This is a genomic window from Mesorhizobium sp. M8A.F.Ca.ET.208.01.1.1, from assembly GCF_004791315.1.
In the GTDB taxonomy this organism is placed as follows: Bacteria; Pseudomonadota; Alphaproteobacteria; order Rhizobiales; family Rhizobiaceae; genus Mesorhizobium.
In genome coordinates this window covers 324,172-343,463 of the sequence record NZ_SRUT01000005.1, presented here as the reverse complement: position 1 = coordinate 343,463, position 19,292 = coordinate 324,172, and the positions used below count along the sequence as shown (strand labels likewise).

13 protein-coding genes are annotated in these 19,292 nt (G+C 61.9%); 10 read left to right on the top strand and 3 right to left on the bottom strand.

Annotated features, from left to right (window positions below):
• The first annotated feature begins 1 nt into the window (after position 1).
• Genes icmH through EN851_RS23575 form a run of 7 tightly spaced genes read left to right on the top strand, consistent with a single transcriptional unit; the run spans position 2 to position 9,460 of the window.
• Entirely contained in the window at positions 2-1,324 is a 1,323-nt protein-coding gene (gene icmH, locus EN851_RS23605) for a type IVB secretion system protein IcmH/DotU (protein ID WP_135880686.1), read from the top strand.
• Position 1,325: 1 nt separating this feature from the next.
• Positions 1,326-4,862 carry a type VI secretion system membrane subunit TssM gene (tssM, locus tag EN851_RS23600; RefSeq protein WP_135907064.1) on the top strand — a complete coding sequence of 1,179 codons (3,537 nt, stop codon included), beginning with the start codon at positions 1,326-1,328 and terminating at the stop codon, positions 4,860-4,862.
• Positions 4,859-5,386: a type VI secretion system-associated protein TagF gene (tagF, locus tag EN851_RS23595; RefSeq protein WP_135907063.1), complete on the top strand. Its 528-nt coding sequence runs from the start codon at positions 4,859-4,861 to the stop codon at positions 5,384-5,386. The genes tssM (EN851_RS23600) and tagF overlap by 4 nt, the downstream gene beginning before the upstream one ends.
• A complete protein-coding gene (locus EN851_RS23590; protein WP_135880689.1) occupies positions 5,386-6,489 on the top strand; it encodes a DUF2169 domain-containing protein in 1,104 nt (367 codons plus the stop codon). Before tagF ends, EN851_RS23590 begins: the two co-directional genes overlap by 1 nt.
• Positions 6,486-7,511 (top strand): beta-ketoacyl synthase N-terminal-like domain-containing protein, encoded by a 1,026-nt coding sequence (locus tag EN851_RS23585; RefSeq protein ID WP_135880690.1) that lies wholly within the window; start codon positions 6,486-6,488, stop codon positions 7,509-7,511. Before EN851_RS23590 ends, EN851_RS23585 begins: the two co-directional genes overlap by 4 nt.
• Positions 7,512-8,486 carry a DUF4150 domain-containing protein gene (locus EN851_RS23580; RefSeq protein WP_135880691.1) on the top strand — a complete coding sequence of 325 codons (975 nt, stop codon included), beginning with the start codon at positions 7,512-7,514 and terminating at the stop codon, positions 8,484-8,486.
• 23 nt (positions 8,487-8,509) lie between these two features.
• Positions 8,510-9,460, top strand: a complete 951-nt coding sequence (locus EN851_RS23575) for a hypothetical protein (RefSeq protein ID WP_135880692.1) — start codon at positions 8,510-8,512, stop codon at positions 9,458-9,460.
• A 34-nt stretch (positions 9,461-9,494) separates the two neighbouring features.
• Here the strand turns inward: EN851_RS23575 and EN851_RS23570 are convergent, their stop codons facing one another.
• The 3 genes from EN851_RS23570 to tssI are packed head-to-tail and all read right to left on the bottom strand — an operon-like array spanning position 9,495 to position 12,597.
• Positions 9,495-9,836, bottom strand: coding sequence for a hypothetical protein (locus EN851_RS23570; RefSeq protein ID WP_135880693.1), 342 nt, complete (start codon positions 9,834-9,836; stop codon positions 9,495-9,497).
• Entirely contained in the window at positions 9,836-10,261 is a 426-nt protein-coding gene (locus tag EN851_RS23565) for a DUF6484 domain-containing protein (RefSeq protein ID WP_135907062.1), read from the bottom strand. Before EN851_RS23565 ends, EN851_RS23570 begins: the two co-directional genes overlap by 1 nt.
• Before the next feature lie 11 nt (positions 10,262-10,272).
• Positions 10,273-12,597: a type VI secretion system tip protein TssI/VgrG gene (gene tssI / locus EN851_RS23560; RefSeq protein WP_135907061.1), complete on the bottom strand. Its 2,325-nt coding sequence runs from the start codon at positions 12,595-12,597 to the stop codon at positions 10,273-10,275.
• Positions 12,598-12,846: 249 nt separating this feature from the next.
• On the opposite strand from tssI, the gene tagH reads away from it, so the two are divergent.
• The 3 genes from tagH (at position 12,847) to tssM (EN851_RS23545) (ending at position 19,257) form a co-directional block, all read left to right on the top strand.
• Positions 12,847-13,899 (top strand): type VI secretion system-associated FHA domain protein TagH, encoded by a 1,053-nt coding sequence (gene tagH / locus EN851_RS23555; RefSeq protein WP_135907060.1) that lies wholly within the window; start codon positions 12,847-12,849, stop codon positions 13,897-13,899.
• A gap of 299 nt (positions 13,900-14,198) precedes the next feature.
• Positions 14,199-15,686: a type VI secretion system protein TssL, long form gene (tssL, locus tag EN851_RS23550; protein WP_135907059.1), complete on the top strand. Its 1,488-nt coding sequence runs from the start codon at positions 14,199-14,201 to the stop codon at positions 15,684-15,686.
• Between the two features lie 22 nt (positions 15,687-15,708).
• Positions 15,709-19,257 (top strand): type VI secretion system membrane subunit TssM, encoded by a 3,549-nt coding sequence (gene tssM, locus EN851_RS23545; RefSeq protein WP_135907058.1) that lies wholly within the window; start codon positions 15,709-15,711, stop codon positions 19,255-19,257.
• Positions 19,258-19,292 lie beyond the last annotated feature (35 nt).

Here is a 19,292-nt window from a genome sequence, read left to right as displayed (position 1 = left end):
CATGAGCCGCGATGATCCTTTCGGACTGTCGGAGGATCGCGAACGCACCCGCATACGGCTGACCGGCGCGCCGACGCCGAGGCCGATGGCGCCGCTGTTGCCGGGCGCGGCGGTAAAGCGGTCGCGCACCCACCCGAATGCGCTCGTCAACGCATTCGCGCCCTTGCTGGAATTCGCGCCGGAGCTTGAAAGCGCACTGGCGCCGGAGAACCCGGAAACGCTGCGCACCCGGCTACTTGAGGAACTGGTTCGGGCACGCGACACGGCAATGTCGACAGGGTCCTCGATGGAGCGGGCCGATCAGGCAGCCTGGGTCGTGGCGGCGTTGCTTGATGATCTAGCTCTGAACACGCCATGGGGCGGAGCCAGCGCCTGGCCGCGCCAGCCGCTTGTGGTGATGCTGCGCGGCGATGTCGATGCCGGCACGCAGTTCTTCACGCGGCTCGACGAACTGGAGCGCCATCCCAATCGCGATCGCGAATTGCTGGAGCTGCAGTATGATTGCATGGCGCTCGGCTTCCGCGGAAAATATCGAGTGCCCGGCCGGTCAGGCGATCGCTCGCTCAATGCGGTTCGCCTGACCGCGGCACGCTTCCTGCGCGATGCCGATGCCGAAGGTGCGCCGCTGTCGCCAAACTGGAAGGGCGTCATCGCATCCGACGAGCCGCAGCGCTTCATCGTTCCGATCTGGGTCATGGCGCTCGGCGCGGCGGTTGTTGCCACAGCCATCCATATCGGGTTGTCGATGGGGCTGAGCGGCCAGGCAGTCGAGCTTTCCGCCCTTGTGCGCGCTCTGCCGCCGCCCACACGCGGCGATATCAGCCGTACGTCGCCCAAGGTCGATGCCCCGCCCCCTGAAAAAGTGGATTTTGCGCTGTTGCCAGAATTCCAGGCCGGGGCCCCGGCCGAGCTCAAATCCGCCCTCAGCGGCACCGAAAGCGTTTCGTTGGCCAAGCTGATCATCCAGGCCTCCAACCCCGAACTGTTCCAGTCGTCGCGGCCCCAACTGAGCGACGGCTTCGAGCCCCTGATCGGTTCGATCGCCAAGGTAATCCTCGCCAATCAGGAGCTGATCGGAAACATCACCGTGATCGGTCATACGGACGGTGTTCCCCTGCAAAAGACCAATCCGCTGTCGACCAACCAGCGACTGTCGGAGGCGCGCGCCCAGACGATCGCCGACATGCTGGTGCAGAACGGGGTGCCGCAGGACCGCGTTCATTCCGAAGGCCGCGCGGCCACCGACCCGGTGGCCAGCGACAGCACGCGCGAGGGGCGAGCCTTGAACCGCCGTGTCGAGGTGCTCGTCGAAAAGAGGCTGTGAGATGTTCATCCTGCGCTTCCTGTGGGCGGTCCTGACATCGCGCTGGCTGTGGACGCTGATCGGCATCACGCTGCTTTCGCTGGTGATCTGGGTGTTCGGTCCGATCGTCAGGATCGGTCCCTATTCGCCTTTCGATTCCGACAATGTGCGCATTGCCATGATCGCGGGGCTGATCATCCTGTGGTTGGTCTGGCTGATTATCGCGCAGCGCCGCGCCATCCGCGCCAATCGCATGTTCGTCGCCGAGATCGCCCCACCAGTTGCGGAGAAGCCCCTCGGGCCTGGCGAAGAAAACGTCGCGGCCGTGGGTGCCAAATTCGCCGAGGTGATGGCCGAACTGAAGCGCCGCAAGCTCGGCGGGCGCAAGTTCCTGCGCGAGATGCCATGGTATGTGATCGTTGGGCCGCCAGCCACCGGCAAGACCACGGCCCTGCGGCAGTCCGGACTGAACTTCCCGATCGACCTCACCGACGATTTGCAAGGGGTCGGCGGCACGCGCAACTGCGACTGGTTCTTTTCCGAGAACGCGGTTCTGATCGACACCGCCGGCCGTTATGTCCAACAGGAGAGCCAGCCCGATGTCGACGCGGCGGAATGGCTGGGCTTCCTCGACCTTCTGAAGAAGCATCGCGGCCGCCGCGCGCTCAACGGTGTGATCGTCGCGCTTTCGATCGACGTGCTTTCGGAGGGTGACGAAGCCATCAAGGCACATGGCCGCAAAATCCGCCGCCGGCTGGCCGAACTCAACGACCGGCTCGAAATCCGCCTCCCGGTCTATCTGATGCTGACCAAGGCCGATCTGATCAAGGGTTTCGAGGCTTTCTTCGGCAGCCTGTCCACCCCCGCGCGCGAGCAGGTCTGGGGAACGACCTTCGCGCTGGATGCGCGTGTGGACGCCAAGACCATCGAACGCGAAATTTCGACGCTCTCGACGGAACTCGAGCGGCGGCTGGTGCCGCGCCTGGAGGATGAGGACAAACTGGCCGCCCGTGCCGAGATCTTCAGGTTTCCCGCCCAACTGTCCAGCCTGTCCGAACCGATCCAGGTGCTGATCAAGGCGATGTTCGGCGAAAGCCGGTATGAAGAGGCCGCCTGGCTGCGTGGGCTCTATCTGACATCGGCGACGCAGGAAGGAGCGCCCATCGACCGACTGACCGCGGCGCTGTCGTCGTCGTTCGGCCTGCCGCCACGGCGGGCCCTGCCCGCACCGAGGGTCGAGAAACGCAGCTTCTTCCTGAAGAACCTGCTCACCGAGGTCATCTTCAAGGAAGCCGGCCTCGGCACGTTCGATCCGCTGGCGCAGCGCCGCCGCGCCTGGATCTGGCGCGGTGCGGCGGCTGCATGCGCGGGGGCGGCCTTGCTGGCCGGCGGGCTGTTCACCTGGTCCTATTTTGACAACCGCAACGCGATCACGGCACAGGCAGGCCAGTTCGAAGCGCTGCAAGCGCCCCTGACTTCCGCTGCTGCAAATCCGGCATCGGTGCAGCAACCCGACATCGACGGCGCTCTCGAAGCGATGGACGCGGTCGCGAATGCCAAGACGGCACCGCCGGGCAGCGCCCAAGATCTGCTGGGCCCATCGGCCTCGGCGGAACTGGTGCGGGCCCAGGCCGACACGTACGACCACGCCCTGCGCAACGTGCTTGAACCACGCATGGTCGCATTGCTCGAGGCGACCATGTGGCGGCAGATCCGCGATCCGGATTTCATGCTCGGCGCGTTGAAGACCTATCGCATGATGACGGGCCTGTCGCAGATGGACACCGATTTCGCCCAGAACTGGTGGGTGAACAGCCTGCCGGAATTCGCCGCCGCGGCACCCTTTCCGACCGCCGATGCCGAAGAGCATCAGCTTGCCGCGATCCGCCGTATGGCGGTCGACGAAAGCTATGTCGCGCCCGACCAGGCGCTGGTTGCCGAAGCGTTGAAAACGGTGTGCACGATCTCGTTGCCGGCGCGGGCCTACAAGCAGTTGCTGGCCGATCCGGAGGTGGCCGGGCTCAAGGAGTGGATCCCTGCCAATTTTGCCGGCCCCAATGGTGGCAAGGTGTTTGCGCGGCGTTCCGACAAGACACTTCGCGTCGGCATTTACGGAGCCTTCACCTATGCCGGCTTCCACGACGCCATTCTCGACCGCATCGACGATGTCGCCGCCCAGGCGGCACTCGATCGCGCGGTTTTCGCCGGCGGCTGCTCGGAAAACTCCGAGACCTCGGTCTCGGCGCTGTCCGAGGATATTCTGAAACTCTACTATGACGACTACATCGCACAATGGGACAGCTTCCTGCGAGACATGCGGCTCGCGCCACTAACCGATCTCAATGTCGCCAGCGAAAATCTGAAGGATCTCTCAAGTGCCGATTCCGCGCTGAAACGGCTGCTGACGGCGGTCGTCCAGGAGACCGAACTGACGCGCTCCGATGAGGCCCCCGCCGACGATAAGTCGGCGGCCAAGGGCGCCTCGAAACTGCTCGGCAAGCTCGGCAAGCTCGGCAAGCTGGCGACGAGCGGTGCGAAGCTGCTGCCCCGCGCCGGGTCAGCCAGCGAGGTGGACCTGACCGGCAATCTGGTGGCCGAACATTTCAAACCGCTGAAGAGCACCATTGCCGAGGTCGACGGCCAGCCGCCGGCACTGGATGCCGCCGTTGTCGCGCTGACCGCGCTGTCGAACGTCCTGCAGACGGTCACCGCCAACCCCAATCCGCAGGATGCCATCAAGAAGCAAGGCGGCCTCGCCGAGCTGACCGGTGCCGTCGCGAGGCAAGCACAGATCCTGCCGGACCCCATCAATGTCTGGCTTAGCGGAATTGCCGGTGACACCAGCAATTTGACGCAAAAGGCGGTCACATCGGAGCTCAACGCCATCTGGCGCGCGGACATACTGCCTTTCTGCCAGGCGGCGTTGAACGACCGCTATCCGTTTAGCGCCGACAGCGCGGTGGATGTCAATGTGCATGATTTCGCCCGCCTGTTTGGACCGGCCGGATTGATCGACGGTTTCATCAACGACCACCTGATCAACTATGTCGACACCACCAGCCAGCCATGGAAATGGCGTGCCGATTTCGGCCTCGATCCTTCGGCGCTGGCGGCGTTCGAGCAGGCCAGGCATATCCGCGACGATCTCTTTCCCGGTGGTACTGGGCCAGTGATGAGCTTCACGCTCGAACCGAAGGACCTGTCTCCCAACGTTACGCGCGTCACGCTCAATCTCGATGGTCAGACCCTCGTCTATTTCAACAATGCGACGCGGCCGCAACCGATGACCTGGCCGGGCAAGGACGGCACCGGGGTCATCTCGCTCGCCTTCCAGCCGATCGACGGTTCGCCCGAAATCATGCTCAACGAGACTGGCAGCTGGGCGTGGCTGAGGATGCTGCGCAACGGCCGTTTCGCCGGCACATCGCTCTCCGATGTCTACAGCCTGCGCCTAGGCACGAAGGGAATGTGGGCCGATTTCGAACTCAAGGCCGCCAGCGTCGAGAACCCCTACAATTTGCAGATGTTCAAGAAATTCTCATGTCCGCCACAGATATGACCTTGCCCGGCTTCTACGGCAAAATGCCCGCCACCGGCGATTTCGTGACGCGGCGGCTGTCGGGCGACTTTGTCCGCGGCTGGGACCGCTGGCTGGCGCAGCATCTCGTCCCGCTGTTCGGCTCGGAAATTTGGCCAAGCACAACCGCGCTGCGCTTTCTGGCCGGCCCGGCGTCCTTCGGCGCATCGGCAGGCATCATTGTGCAAAGCGCCGACAGGGTCGGCAGGAAGTTTCCTCTGAGCGTCGTTGCGCAGCTTTCTGAAGCTCCGGTTTTGCTGGCCGACGCCGAGGCGTGGTTTTCCGCGATCGAAGAGGCGGCCATCGCCGCCCAGAACGGTGAGCTGACGCCAGACGAGCTGGATGCCACGCTGGCCGGACTGCCGGTGCCGCCTGTCGAGCCGGATGAAGAAGTCATCGGCGACATGGTGATGTGGACAGCCCGTTCGGACATTTTCGACATCGATCCGCAATCGCCGCAAACGACGCTAGAACAGATTCTCGCCGCCAGTTGGGAGACCAGCTGATGCGGATCTGGAACCAGATGGGTTACCGGCACGAGTTCAGCGTGAGCGCTGACACGACCGGGCGTGAGTGGGTCGTCGTGGTGGTCAAGGGCACGTTCGACTTTCCCGCAACGCCCGGCGGGCTGGTGCACAGATCGGCAGAACAGGTGCCGCTGGTTTTTGCCGACACGCAAACCGGTGAACCCGGCTACTCCGCCACGCTATGGGAAACCGATTTCGCCTTCCGCAAACCGCGCTGCGACGTGATCGCCAATGGCTGCGCCTATGCGCCGGGCGGGCGCCCGGCCGAGCGCGTGCCGGTCGGCATCAAGGTTGGCAATTGGTCAAAACTGTTCGAGGTCGTCGGCCACCGCGAATGGCGCGCCATCGGCCCGGTTTTTACCGCCACATCGCCGCAACCCTTCCTGAAACTGCCCATCTCCTATGACGTCGCCTGGGGTGGCGTCGACAGGCTGGATCCGGAGGACAAGCTGCCGGCCAGCTACAAATACAACCCAGTCGGAACCGGGTGGTCGCGCATCAGGAACCAGCGCCTCATCCCCGGCCTGCGTCTGCCGAACACGCAAGCTGTCGGCGAAGAGATCCGCTCGCCCTTCGGCGACTACAAGCCGATGAGCTTTGGCCCGATGGGCCGCGGTTGGCCGGGCCGTATCGAATATGGCGGCACCTATGACGACAATTGGGCCAACAACATTTTCCCGTTTCTGCCGCCGGACTTCGACGAACGCTACTTCCAGGTGGCCCCGCCCGACCAGCAAATCGATCCGCCGCGCGGTGGCGAGGAAATGCAGCTGATCAATTTGACGCCAAGGGGGCGCGAACATTTCAGAATGCCAGCCACGGCCATCAAAGTTGCAATGTTCAAGGGCTACACCAAGGCATTCGAGGCCGATATTCATCCGGACACTGTTTTGTTCGACACCGAAAATCGGCGCTTTTCATTGGTCTGGCGTGTGTCGCAACGCCTCCAGCGCACGATCCTCGACTTTACCGAATGCTGGGTCGGGCCGCCGACACCAGGCATGCTCCACGCCAAAGCCGTCAAGAAGCCATATGTCCGGCCGATCGCGGAGCCGATCCAGCCGGAGGCAGAGGACGCATGACGGCTGCGCTCGACATCGTAGCGACCGGGATGGTGACGGCCGTCGGCCTTGATGCGCCGTCGTCTTGTGCGGCGCTCCGCGCCCGCCTGGACGGCTTCAAGGAGACGCAGTACGCCGACGATGAAGGCGAGTGGCTGCTTGGCTCCCCTGTCACCATGCCGCGAAAATGGATCGGCCAGAAGCGTATGACCCATATGCTGGCGGCCGCGATAAGCGAGATATGCACCACGGTGCCACAGGCACGCGAACGGACGCCGATGTTGTTGTGCCTTCCAGAGGCGTCGCGGCCTGGTTCACCCGTCCAGGATGCCTCCGCGCTCGTGCGAAATGTATGCGCGATCCTTGAGATGGCCGTCGACCCACGATCGCGCACCATATCGCATGGCCGGCCATCCGGACTGGTAGCACTTGAGCAGGCGCGCCGGCTGCTGGCCGAAGGGGGAACCTCAGCAGTCATTGTTGCAGGGGTGGACAGCTACCTCACTCCCGAGGCGATAGGCTTCTATCTGGCGAACCGTCGCTTGCTGGCCACCAACAATCCGAACGGCTTCATTCCAGGCGAGGCCGCGGCCGCTGTGCTGTGCACCCATGCTGGTCATGGATCCGGACTAAGGCTGCACGGTCTGGGCCTCGCCCGAGAGAATGCATACATCTACAACGAGGCTGACGAACCGCTGCGCGGGGACGGGTTGACGACCGCCTATCGGCACGCGCTGAAGGAGGCCGGCATCGAGATGAACCAGTTGGGGTTCCGTATTTCGGACCTTATCGGAGAGCAGTACTGGTTCAAGCAAACGGCCCTGGCAAGCCTTCGGCTCGTGCGGGGTGCGCATGACTTTCAAGACCTGTGGTCGCCGGGTGAATCGCTTGGAAATATCGGAGCGGCGGCGGTGCCTGTGATGATCGGCATGGCCTTCGCGGCGGCAAGGAAGGGCTACGCGGCCGGTAATCCGGTCCTGATCGAGGCGTCCGAAGACTCCGGCGCGTGCGGCGCAGCCATCTTTGCTGCGAGGGCTGCATAGATGACAGTCTACGCCAACAGTCTGGAAGTCGCCTGCAAGGCGCAGGGTAACAAGGTCATAGCGGCCTTTCCTGATGTCTGCTTCACGCCGCCGGAGAATCCGGCAACGCCCCCTGGCGTTCCGATTCCCTATCCTTCTTTCGGCTTCGACAGCGACACGGACAAAGGCACCAGCACCGTCAAGATCGGTGGCCAGACGATCACGCAGAAAAACAAATCCTACTACACCAAGACAAGTGGCACTGAAGCGGGCTGCGCGACCAAGAAGGGCATCATCACATCGAAGAATACCGGCAAGGAATACGCCGTCGCCTGGTCGAGCAATGTCAAGGCCGACGGCGAGCCCGTCAACCGGATGACGGACCTGTCCACCAACAATCATGCTTCACCGCAGGGAAATACGCTGACCTTTCCGAAACTGGCCACCGGCGCCGGAGTCATTTACAGCACGGAAAAATGCCTGATTGGCTCCTATGACGCGATCGCCGCGGTCTGCAACGACAATGGCGGCGAGGCACACCATATCGTACCGGACAAGTGTTTCCGAACGGGCAGTCGGGCGAACGCGGACGTTACATCGACGCGCATCGCCAATGCTCCGACGCTCGGAGAGGGGGTATGCATCTGTCTCAGTCCTGATGATCACGAACGGATTCATGAGGCTGACCGTGAGCAGATCGTAACGCTGGGCCGACCCGGCCTGGCCAAACTCAAGGGCAAAAAACTAGCGGATGCGAAAGCCAAGTTGAAAGCGCAGGGCAAACTCGGCGTTGCGCCGATGAGCAAGATTACCGAAGCAACCATTTCATGTCTCGACGACCTTCAGGATCTCAATGCGAATTGCATCAAGAAGGCAAAGGAAGCGGTGGAGGAGCAGCAAAGCGCATTCGGGGCCAGCCAGAAGGGTAGAACCTCCAACCCATTGCCCGGCAAGGAGGCCAAGAAGACGATGAAGCCGCCAAAGCCCAGAAAATAGACCGACACACCAGGAGTACGCAGATGAAGATACGAGCGTCGGGCTACATTGCTCCAGATCTTATCGCCGCGGTCCCAACCGAACTCGACGACGAGGATCCGTATTCGCGCTTCCTCATGTTTCAGGACACGACGGAGCAACAGGTCGCGGATGTCGACATCCCTCGAACAGTCGTTTCCGTTTGCGCCTACCCATTCGAGAGCGACAACGAGAATGTGTTCGTCGCTCTAACCAACGAGGGCGACCTCTACTTTCTGACCGAGGACGTGGACTACGAAAAGATCCCCGGTGCCGGCGTCCTCAGCGAGGATGCCGAGGATCTTGGTTCGACGCTTGGCATCACCCAGAAGGCGGGCATCCTCTATGTTTGCGGCGACGGTTCCCAAGTCTATTTCAGACCCAGGAAGGATGAATGGGTCCGGATTTGCGAGCGTGACGTCGATGGAATGGCAAACAATTTCCTGGAGGGCATCGCCGCGATCAGCCCGAACAAACTGGCGGTCTGCGGATACACCCACAGCCGCCCCAAGCATGCCGCACGAGGTTGCCTCTACTTCTACAACGATGGGGAATGGGGCCAGGCAGAACTCCCAAACAATCAGTCCTTGTATGATCTTGTCTTTGTGGACGCATCGCGTCTCGTTGCCGTGGGCGGCGGCGGTACCATTGTTACGGGAACAGGACCTGGCACGATGGAGGACGCCTCCGTCGAAGGTTTGCTCGAGAAGTTCCTCCGTATCCGCCTCGATAGCTCGAAACTCTATGTGTTGGGTAAGACAGCAATCTTCATATTCGACACCAAGCTGACCCTGTTGGACACCCTACCCCTGCCCGCCGAGTATCGCAGCCCGAAGAACATCGAGGTCAAGCAAGGCATCATCTGGTATTTCGATCGTGAAGGCTTGGCTCGTCACGACGGCATGGGCTGGACTCTCATGCCTGTGCCTCCCGAACTTCTCGAAAGATCGGAATAGTCTGCCTCGGAACGTTACCCTGTCGAGGGTCACCTCAGGCCTTTCCCAAATTGACTTCTATAAAGCGCTGCACCTTGGCAAGATCAAGGTCGATGATGCGGATCGGCTTTTGGGCGGAGAGCATCTGAACCACGAACAGTTCTCCCGCTTCCGGGAACTCTTCGAAGCGCTGTTGCGCAATCTTTCGGCCGGCCTCACCCGCGACCCTGGCTCCATCGAGAAAAGCTTCAAGGCGCTCTATCAACCTCGCAAGGCGCTCATCATCCATGTCCGGGTTTTCATCAGGATGCAGCAAATGGTAATGGTATACCGTCCACAGGAAGGCTGCCTGTTCCACATGCTGGCGCACGATTTCGTAGAGGATTGGCACCGGCATCAGTTCAGGTTCACGGAGCCGCCGCGGATTCGATTGGCCGCACTGGCGTGGCTGGTGACATAGGTTCCCCGGATGGTGATGTGGCCATCCTTCTCCATGATGATTACGGACTTGCCGCAACGCAGTTCGATGCGCTCATTGCCGACAATGTGGACCAATTCACCGTCACGCACGATCTGCTGCGCGTGAGCCCGACGCGAAGGCTCCACGAGTTTACCCACGATCAGCGGCTGCAAGGGATCACCCTCCCGAAAGAGCAGCGCAACTTCAGCGCCGATCATGCTGGCATCGAGTTTGATCAGGCTTCGCGCGGCGATCGCTGTCTCGACAGGGTTTCCAGGAAAGACGACCAGCGGCGATGTGTCGTCAAATCCCAGGAAAATGCCGATTACGACACCATCGATGCGATCACGAACTTCAGCCATGCTTCGTCCCTCTAATTCTGGTGGATCTTGCTGCCCTTGAATTGGATATCGCCGGATGCCTTGCCGCTGATCTTTCCGGAAGCATCAATGGAAATATCCTTGCCTTTGATGTTGATCGTCCCATCCTTCTTCATGATGATCTCCGCACTTCCGCACTTCAGCGTGATCGAGTCCTTCGCCTCGAGCGTATAATTCTTGCCTACGTTGAAGGCCGAGTCGTCGGCGATCTGGACCAGGCTCTTTTTTCCAACCTTCAGCTCATGTGCGCCCGCTACCTGTGTGCTGTCGTCGACGCCTATCTCTGTCTTGCGGGTTTTGGTGATCTCGGCCATCTGGGCGCCGCCAATTTTTATGCCCTGGTCCGCGCCGATCTCGATGCTCTGGCTGGCGGATATGTTCCAGCTGTCGCTGGCCCCGATCGTATGGCTCTGCGCCGCGCCGACCGTGACCGACCGTGTCGAACCGATTGTATTCTCTTGCGGCCCGCCAACGCTTCGTGTCTCAGACGCCCCGACCGTGTCGATGCGAGCAGCGCCAACAGTGACCGTCTGGACAATCCCCACCGTCTGCGAGTGGTTAGAGCCGATCGTCTCCGAAGAGTTCGAACCGATGCCTATCGTCTCGTTTGCACCCACTGTCAGCGAGCGGTTCTTGCCCACCGTCTCGGTGTCGTTCGAGCCGATATTCGTGGTCTGGTCGACGCCGACCTTGACCGTCTTGTTGTTGCCGACATCCTCGTCGAGGTTGTGGCCGACAGAATGCTTGGCGTCGTGGTCGATGCGGTCCGACTGGTCGTGCTGGACCAGCTTGGTGCGGTCATGCTTGATCAGAAGGTTGTGGTCTTTCTGCGCCTGGAAATTGACCAGTTCGGAGCCGGCCTTGTCCTCGAACATCAGCTCGTTGTAACCACCGCCGCCTTTCGAGGAGTTGGATTTCCACCCCGACTGCGTTGCATTGCCCGGCAAGCCGTAGGGCGGCATCTGCGAGGCATTGTAGACCCTGCCGGTGATGATCGGCAGGTCAGGGTCGCCTTCGAGGAAGTCGACGATCACCTCCTGGCCGATGCGCGGTATCTGGATGAAGCCCCAGCCGCTGCCGGCCCAGGTCTGCGAGACACGCACGAAGCAGGAACTGTTTTCGTTCTTCTTGCCCAGGCGGTCCCAGTGGAACTGCACCTTCACCCGGGCATATTTGTCGGTGAATATCTCCTCGCCTGAAGGGCCGACCACCGTCGCCGTCTGCGGTCCGCGCATGATCGGCCGCGCCGTGATCCGCGGCGCGCGATACGGCAAGGCAGTCGGCGCGACACCCAGCACGATCTTGTAATTCTCACTGTGGGCTTCGTTCTGGGTCCTGTAGCCCGGATCGAACAACCTGTATTCGGCGCTGACAACCAGATACTCCTGGTTCTGGTCATCGCGCGGAAAGCTTTCCAGCTTGAACGTACAGCCGGAATGGAGGCCGCGCACGGTTCCGACCGCGGTGATGCGCTGGTGCACGGCCTGGAGTTCCTCGCGCCGGATGCCGGCCAGGGTGTCGCCGCGCCCGACATCGAGATGCGCCCCAGGCTGGCGATAGTTCTCGCCGGAGGCTTCCTTGTGGCTGAACGGCTGGGCGGACTTCGCCATCAGATCGGCGCCAGGCTTCTGGAAATCATAGTCGGTATGGGCATAAGCCCCCGGCCGCACCGAACTGCCCGGAATCCATTCGGTGATGTATTCGACGTCGCGCCGCGAGCCCTGTCCCTCAAAGTTATAAGGTATCTTCTCGTAGCCCGGCGCCGGCTTCAGCTTGCTCATCGCATCGCACAGTACGAGCGTGTGCTTGCCCTCGTCATGCTCGAAGAAATAGAAGATGCCTTCGTGTTCGAGCAGGCGCTGCACGAAATCCAGATCGCTCTCGTCGTACTGCACGCAGTATTCGCGCGAGGGGTACGACCCTTGCAGCCGCTTCTCGAATTTCGCCGTGCCGTATTTCGAGAAGATCTTTTCAACGATCTCGACAGCGGTCATGTTCTGAAAGATCCGGCAATCGGTGACGTTGCCGAGGAACCAGAGCCACGGCCTGACGACCGCTTCATAGTAGGCCAGCCGGTCCTCGATGCGAGTCAGGCGAAACTCGGACACCAGGCCGCTGAACCAGCGTTCCGGATCGGATTCCCCTTCGACCGAAACCATGCCTCCCAGCATCTTCAGCGGATCGATCTCGGAGCTGGGACTGACGAAGCCAACCGTATAGGCAAAGCAACGGCTAATCTCGTCGCGGCCGACAAGATGCGTGAAGGTCAGTTCGGCGCCGACCGGCGTCTGCACAACCGTGGCACGTTCGTTCGGCATGGGTCGAGCCCCTCCTGGACGCGGCCGCCGGCGCGGTGGATTTGAAGCTCCCGTCATCTGCCCAGGAACTTTTGAGAGCCCGCCGCACCAGGCCGTGTTGAGCCTACCACATGTTGTCCTGCCGACCAAAGAGGACGCACGGCGGAAAACCTTAACCTGTCGATGCATCGCCTCGAAACGCTGCTGTCCTGTTGTATGTGCAAACTGCTAGAATGTGGAGTATCGGTCAGTGTTCGGCGGCGATCCTGGATGTACATCAGTCTGCAAATCAACAATGTCGACGCCTTGCCTGCGGGCATCTCGGCCGGCTACGCGGCGCGGGATCGCAGCTTCGACATCGGACGCGATGCTTGCGACTGGACCTTGTCGGACCCCGACAAGTTCATCTCCGGCCGGCATTGCGAGGTCCGCTACGAGGGAGGCGCGTTCTGGCTGCACGACGTCTCGCGCAACGGAACCTACATCAACGGATCAAACCAGCGCATGACCAGCCCGCATCGGCTGGCCAATGGCGACCGGATGCTCATCGGCCGCTATGTCGTCTTTGTGTCGATCGATGAGGAGCGCGCTGCGACCGGTCACCCCAGCCACGGTTCGACGCAGCGCGAAATGCCGGTCGCTGCAGGCCGCTCGCTGGAATTCGGAGATGGGCCGTTTTTCGATCCCTCGGAGCAACAGTCCGGGCAGCGCGTTGCGGCGTCGACGTTCCCGTCGCAACCGCCCCTGCCCTCGACCAGGGATGAAGTGCTGAGGGAAATCGCCATCGGAGCCGGCATTTCGCCGGAATTGCTGCAATCGCGCGACCCGCATGAAGTTGCCGCGGAAATCGGTGCGGTGCTGCGAACGGTGGTCGAGGAACTGACATTGCTGCTGAAGGCACGCGCGGCGGCGAAGATGCTGGCCAAGAGCACACAGCGAACGATGATCAGTGCCGCCGACAACAACCCCCTGAAGTTCGTTCCGGGAACCGACGACATCCTCGAAATCATGTTCGCACGGCGCCGGACCGGCTATCTCGATGCCAGGCGCAGCATCGAAGATGCATTCCGCGATCTCAAGACCCACGAATTCGCCACCTATGCCGCCATGCAGGCCGCGCTGTCGCGGCTGCTTGACGACCTGTCTCCGGAAGCGATCGGACGAAAGCTTCCGCCGACATCGTTCTCGTCGAAGAAGAGCCAGGCATGGGACGCTTTTGTCACGACCTGGCGAACCATGGAGGAAGCACACGAGAACGGCATGCTGGACATATTCCTGGCCTATTTCAGCGAAGCCTATGCAAAAGCCGACAAGCAGAAATAGGCGTTTCAGGGGAGCCGTGGCGCTGCAGCCAACGAAGACAACTCTTCGGTGCGTGGCATCCGGTTCCAATCGAGAGTTTCCGAGATTACGATCGCTTACGACAATTCGCCAAACGGGTAAGGCTGGTCGACCTGGGTGTCTGCGACAATGTCATCTTACGGCGGGATAGCAAAATATAGCCAACTTTCCTTAAGACAGAGCCCTGCCCTGCAGGGCCTGCCTTTGCTTTGCCTGACCGCGAGAAGCTTTGCGCCTGGCCGGCAAGAGCGCGGGCGTCAGGCGCGGACGGACGATTGGCCATGAGCTCGAAAGACGATCCTTTCGGCCCGGCCCGCAAGACCGTCATTCGCGCCACGCCACGACGCGAGCGAAAGCCGGCGCCGGTCCCCCAGGAGCCTGTCGCGGATGGCGGCCAACCCTCGCAGATCAGGGACTCGACAGTGTTCGATCCCGGCGTCGGCCGGCAGACACCGCCGGGCTGGACATCCGGGACCGTGATGTATCAGGGAACTCCTCTTGCGGCGGCGCCGGCGCCGGCCCTGCGGCAGGAGACCCTACTCAATATCACCGAAAGTGTCAGATATTCCGCGGCAAACCCGATCCTTGCCGCGGCCGCACCGTTGCTGATGCTGTTGGGCCAGCTCAGGCTTGTCCCGGTCGAGAGACAAGCGGAGCCATTGGCGGAGCATGTCGCCGAAGCGATAGACAAGTTCGACCGAACGATGGAGAAATCCGGGGTCGCGGAAGAGGATGCGCGGATCGCGAAATTTGTCCTGTGCGAAACAGCCGACGACCTCATCGGCAACCTGCCTTGGCCACGAAAAGACGCCTGGGTGCAGCACAGTATGCTGACGCAGTTCTTCCACGTCGAGCCCAACGGCACGGGCTTCTTCGAAGCGCTGAACAAAGTCCTAGCCAGCCCGGAGGCACATTACGATCTGCTCGAACTGATGCATGTCTGCCTGTCGCTGGGGTTTGAGGGCCAGTATCGCGGTCTGACACGCGAGGACACCAACCTCGAACGTGTTCGGCGCGACGTCTTCGAAACGCTTCGCTATTTCAAGCCCCGCGCGGACGAAGACATCTCGCCCCATTGGCGGGGCCTGTCGGCGACGGTGACGCAGTCGTCGACGCGCCTGCCGCTCTGGGTCGTTGCGGCAGCGGCATCAGCGCTGCTGACTGCCGCATTCTTCGCGTTGCGGGTCTTCATCACCAATGAAGGCGACGCCGCCGCGGATGAATTGCTGGCGCTCAACCCATCGACGCCGATCGCCATCGAACGGGCCAGCGTGGCGCCGTTAGCCGAGCCGGCGAAAGTCACCCCGCCTCCTGCCACAACCACGCAGATCGATCGCATCCGCTCGGCGCTGGCCAAGGAAGTCGGAGCCGGCGGGCTGACCGTGGACACCAAGGGCGACTTCATCGTGGTGGAAATCAACAATCTCCTGCTGTTCCAGTCCGGCAAGGCCGATGCGAAACCAGAGTTCCAGCCCATAGCCGCTGATATCGCTGCCGCCCTGGAACCCGAGCGCGGACCGATCAGGATCGTCGGCCACACCGACAATGTGAAGCCGCGAAAATCGAGCCCGTTCAAGTCCAACTTCGACCTTTCCGTGGCTCGGGCGAAGGCTGTCGAAACGATGATGGCGCCGAAGTTCAGCGATCCCTCGCGACTGACCGTCGACGGCAAGGGCGAGGACGAGCCGATCGCCGACAATGCAACGCCGGAAGGCCGCGCCGCTAACCGCCGTGTCGATGTGATGATCGCCAAGGAGGAAACATTGTGAGCACGGCCGTTTGGAAGCGCCGATGAAGCGTTGGCTGCTGTGGATATTCAGCATGATCGCGCTGGCCGGATTTGCGGCGGCGGTGTGGTTTGCGGGACCTTTGATCCGCTTCGCCGATAGCCGCCCCCTCGGACCTGTCTGGTTGCGCGCGGCAATCATCGGTGTGATCGTGGCGGCCGTGGCGCTCTTCTATGGATTGCGTTTCTGGCGGATGCGCAAGGCGCAAAAGGCGCTGGAGATCGCCGTTGCCCGCAACGACGGCAGGGATGACGACTCGCAAGTACTCGAGGCGCGCATGAACGAGGCGATCGCCGCGCTTAAACGGTCGAGCGGCAAGCGCAATTTCCTCTATGAGGTCCCCTGGTACATCATCATCGGCCCGCCCGGCGCAGGCAAGACAACGGCATTGGTCAATTCCGGCCTGAATTTCCCGCTGGCCGTTTCGGGTGATGCCCAGCCGGTCGCCGGCGTTGGCGGCACGCGCGCCTGCGACTGGTGGTTCACCGACCAGGCCGTGCTGATCGACACCGCCGGACGCTACACGACGCAGGAGTCCAATGCCCAGAGCGACAGCAAGAGCTGGCTCGCCTTCCTGTCGCTGCTCAAGAAATGCCGCACACGGCAACCGATAAACGGCGTCATCCTGGCGATCAGCCTTGCCGATCTCATCGGCCTCGACGACCGGCAGCTTGACGCTCACGTCGTCGAGATACGCAGCCGTCTGCGCGAAATCCACGAGACGCTGAAAATCCAGTTTCCGGTGTATCTGGTTTTCACCAAGGCCGATCTTGTTGTCGGGTTCATGGACTATTTCGGCGGTTTCGACGAGACGCGCCGGCGCAAGGTCTGGGGCGCGACATTCCAGACCAGCGATCGCACGAAGAACATGGCCGCGGAGGCCCCGGCCGAATTCGATGCGCTGGCGAGACGCCTGGTCGAGGAGATGCCCGACCGACTTCAAGAAGAGGCTGACCCGGTCGCGCGCATATCCGTCTTTGGCTTTCCGGCACAGTTCGGTGCGCTGAAGGGCCGAATTGCGAGTTTTATCGCCGGCCTGCTCGATCCGGGCCGCAGCCAGGTGAATGCCAGCCTGCGGGGACTCTATTTTTCGTCAGGCACGCAGGAGGGAACGCCCATCGATCAGGTGCTGGGCGCGATCGGCCGCAACTTCGGCAACAATTCCAGCGCCCATCTTTCCGGAAGCGGCAAGAGCTTCTTTTTGCATGATCTGCTGACAGGCGTCATTTTTGCCGAATCCGGATGGGTCTCGTACGACAAATCGGCGGCAAGGCGGGCGGCGATCGCCAGATTTGCCGGGCTTGGCGCTATCGCGTTGATCGCCGCGGTGGCCCTCGGCATCCTGGCCCTAAGCTTCATCGCCAACGGGTCGCTGATCGCCTCCACCAAGCAGGCCATGGGCCAGTATCGCACAACGGCGGACGCGCTGCTCAAGAGCACCGAGGTCAACGATGTCGACCTCGAAAACGTCATTGGCCCACTCGACCAGTTGCGCGATCTGCCGGCCGGGTTCGAAACCGGCGACGTGCCGACACCGATCGAGGAAACGTTCGGCCTCAGCCAACGGGAAAGACTGCTTTCGGCATCCAGGACGGCTTACCGGCAAGCGCTGGAACGAATGTTCCGATCGCGTCTGCTGATCCAGGCGGAGCGGACGATCCAGGCCAAGATGGCCGATCCCGCCGCGCTCTACGAGCCGTTGAAAATCTATCTGATGCTGGGCGGCAAGGCGCCGAAGGTCGACGACGCGTTGATCGTCTCCTGGATGAAGCAGGATTGGGAGCAGAACCGGTATCCAGGCGAAAACAACCGCGCAGGACGCGAGCAACTTGAAAAGCACTTGCGCGCCATGCTTGCGCTGGACGACGCCTATGATCCGGTTTTCCAACTCAACCAACCACTCGTCGAGGCGGCTCAACGCTCGCTTGGGCGGATGAGCCTTGCCGACCGTGCCTCCGCGCTGATCAGGTCTGCCGTATACGCGGCGGCGCTGGACGATTTCTCCGTTTCAGCGAAGGGCGGACCGGAAACGCCGCTGGTATTCGAGCGTGTCGATGGCGGCGACCTGTCAGGCCTTCGTGTTCCCGGCCTCTATACCTATGCCGGCTTCAACCGTTTTTATCTCGGACAGCTCTCGCGCATTGCGCAGATGCTCGTCGACGACCAGTGGGTGCTTGGCGGCGGCGGCGAACAGGGCGGCATCGATCAGGAGTTGCTGAAGCTCGGCCCCCAGCTCCTCGATCGCTATGGCAAGGAGTTCGCAACCGCGTGGAACAGCGTTCTCGATGGGTTGAAATTCAAAGCGATGCTGAAGGACAAGCCGCACTATATCGCGCTTTCCGCCGTCGCATCGCCAACCTCGCCGATCGAACAGCTGTTTACAGCGATCGCCGCCGAAACTGCCCTTACGCGGGGCGCTGCTTCTGGCAAGGAGCCAGCCACCGGGGTTGAAGCCGGCACGGTTCAAGGCCCGTCGATGGCCAGGGGTCTGGCTCGGATCGGCATACAAATAGCTACCGGAAAATCGCAAAGCCGTGCCGGCACGGGATCTGCGGCGGCGCAAAACCAGAGCCCCGGGGGCAACATTGAAGCGCAGTTCCAATCGTTCCAGGCCTTGGTGAGCGGTCCTGCCGGGCGCCGACCGATCGATGCCTTGACCCAGAACTTCCGCGACATCTACAAGAGCCTGCAACTGGCGACCGACGTGCCGTCGCAGACGGATCGCGTCAACGCCAATCTGCAGCTGCAGATAGCCACCCTTCGTGCCAATTCCTCGCGCCTGCCCAAGCCACTCGCCAGAATGGTCAATGCGACGGCGGACGAATTCGAAGGCAACGTCGCCGAGACTTCGGTGGCGAATTTGAACCAGCTGCTCGACCGGGCGGTCACGGCTCCTTGCGAGGCGGCTGTCAACGGCCGTTATCCTTTCGCCGGCGATGGCACCGAGGATGTGGCGATGGCGGATTTCGCGAAACTGTTCGCACCGGGCGGGCTTCTGGACCGGTTCTTCGCGCAGAATCTCGCATCGCTGATCGACATGAGTGGCCAGGACTGGAGCTGGAAACAGGATGTGCGCTTCGGGCGCGACCTGTCGAAACCGACGCTGAAAATCTTCCAGCAGGCGGCCGAAATCCGCAGCGCCTTCTTTCCCCAAGGCGGTTCGACGCCCTCGATCAGCATCACCTTCACGCCGTTCTCACTGCATGGCGATGCTGATGCCGCGGTGCTCGATGTCGATGGCCAGACCGTCCAGAGCAACCAGGTGGGCAACGCGCCGAGCATCGTGACCTGGCCCAGCGGCGCGGCTTCCGGTTCCGCCAGCCTGAGGCTGACGCCGGAGATGCCAGGCCGCGAATCCACCATCAAGTTCGAAGGGCCGTGGGCGCTGAAGCGGCTCATGGACAAGGCGTCCATCACCGGCACCGACAATAATGTCCAAGCGCGCTTCGTGATCGGCGGGCGCGACGTCAGCTATACGATCCAGACCGGCTCCGGCCCCAACCCGTTCCTGCTTCCGGCACTTTCCGGATTCAGCTGTCCGAAGGCGTTTTGAGATGGGCTTCGAACTTTTCAATGCGGTAGCACCCT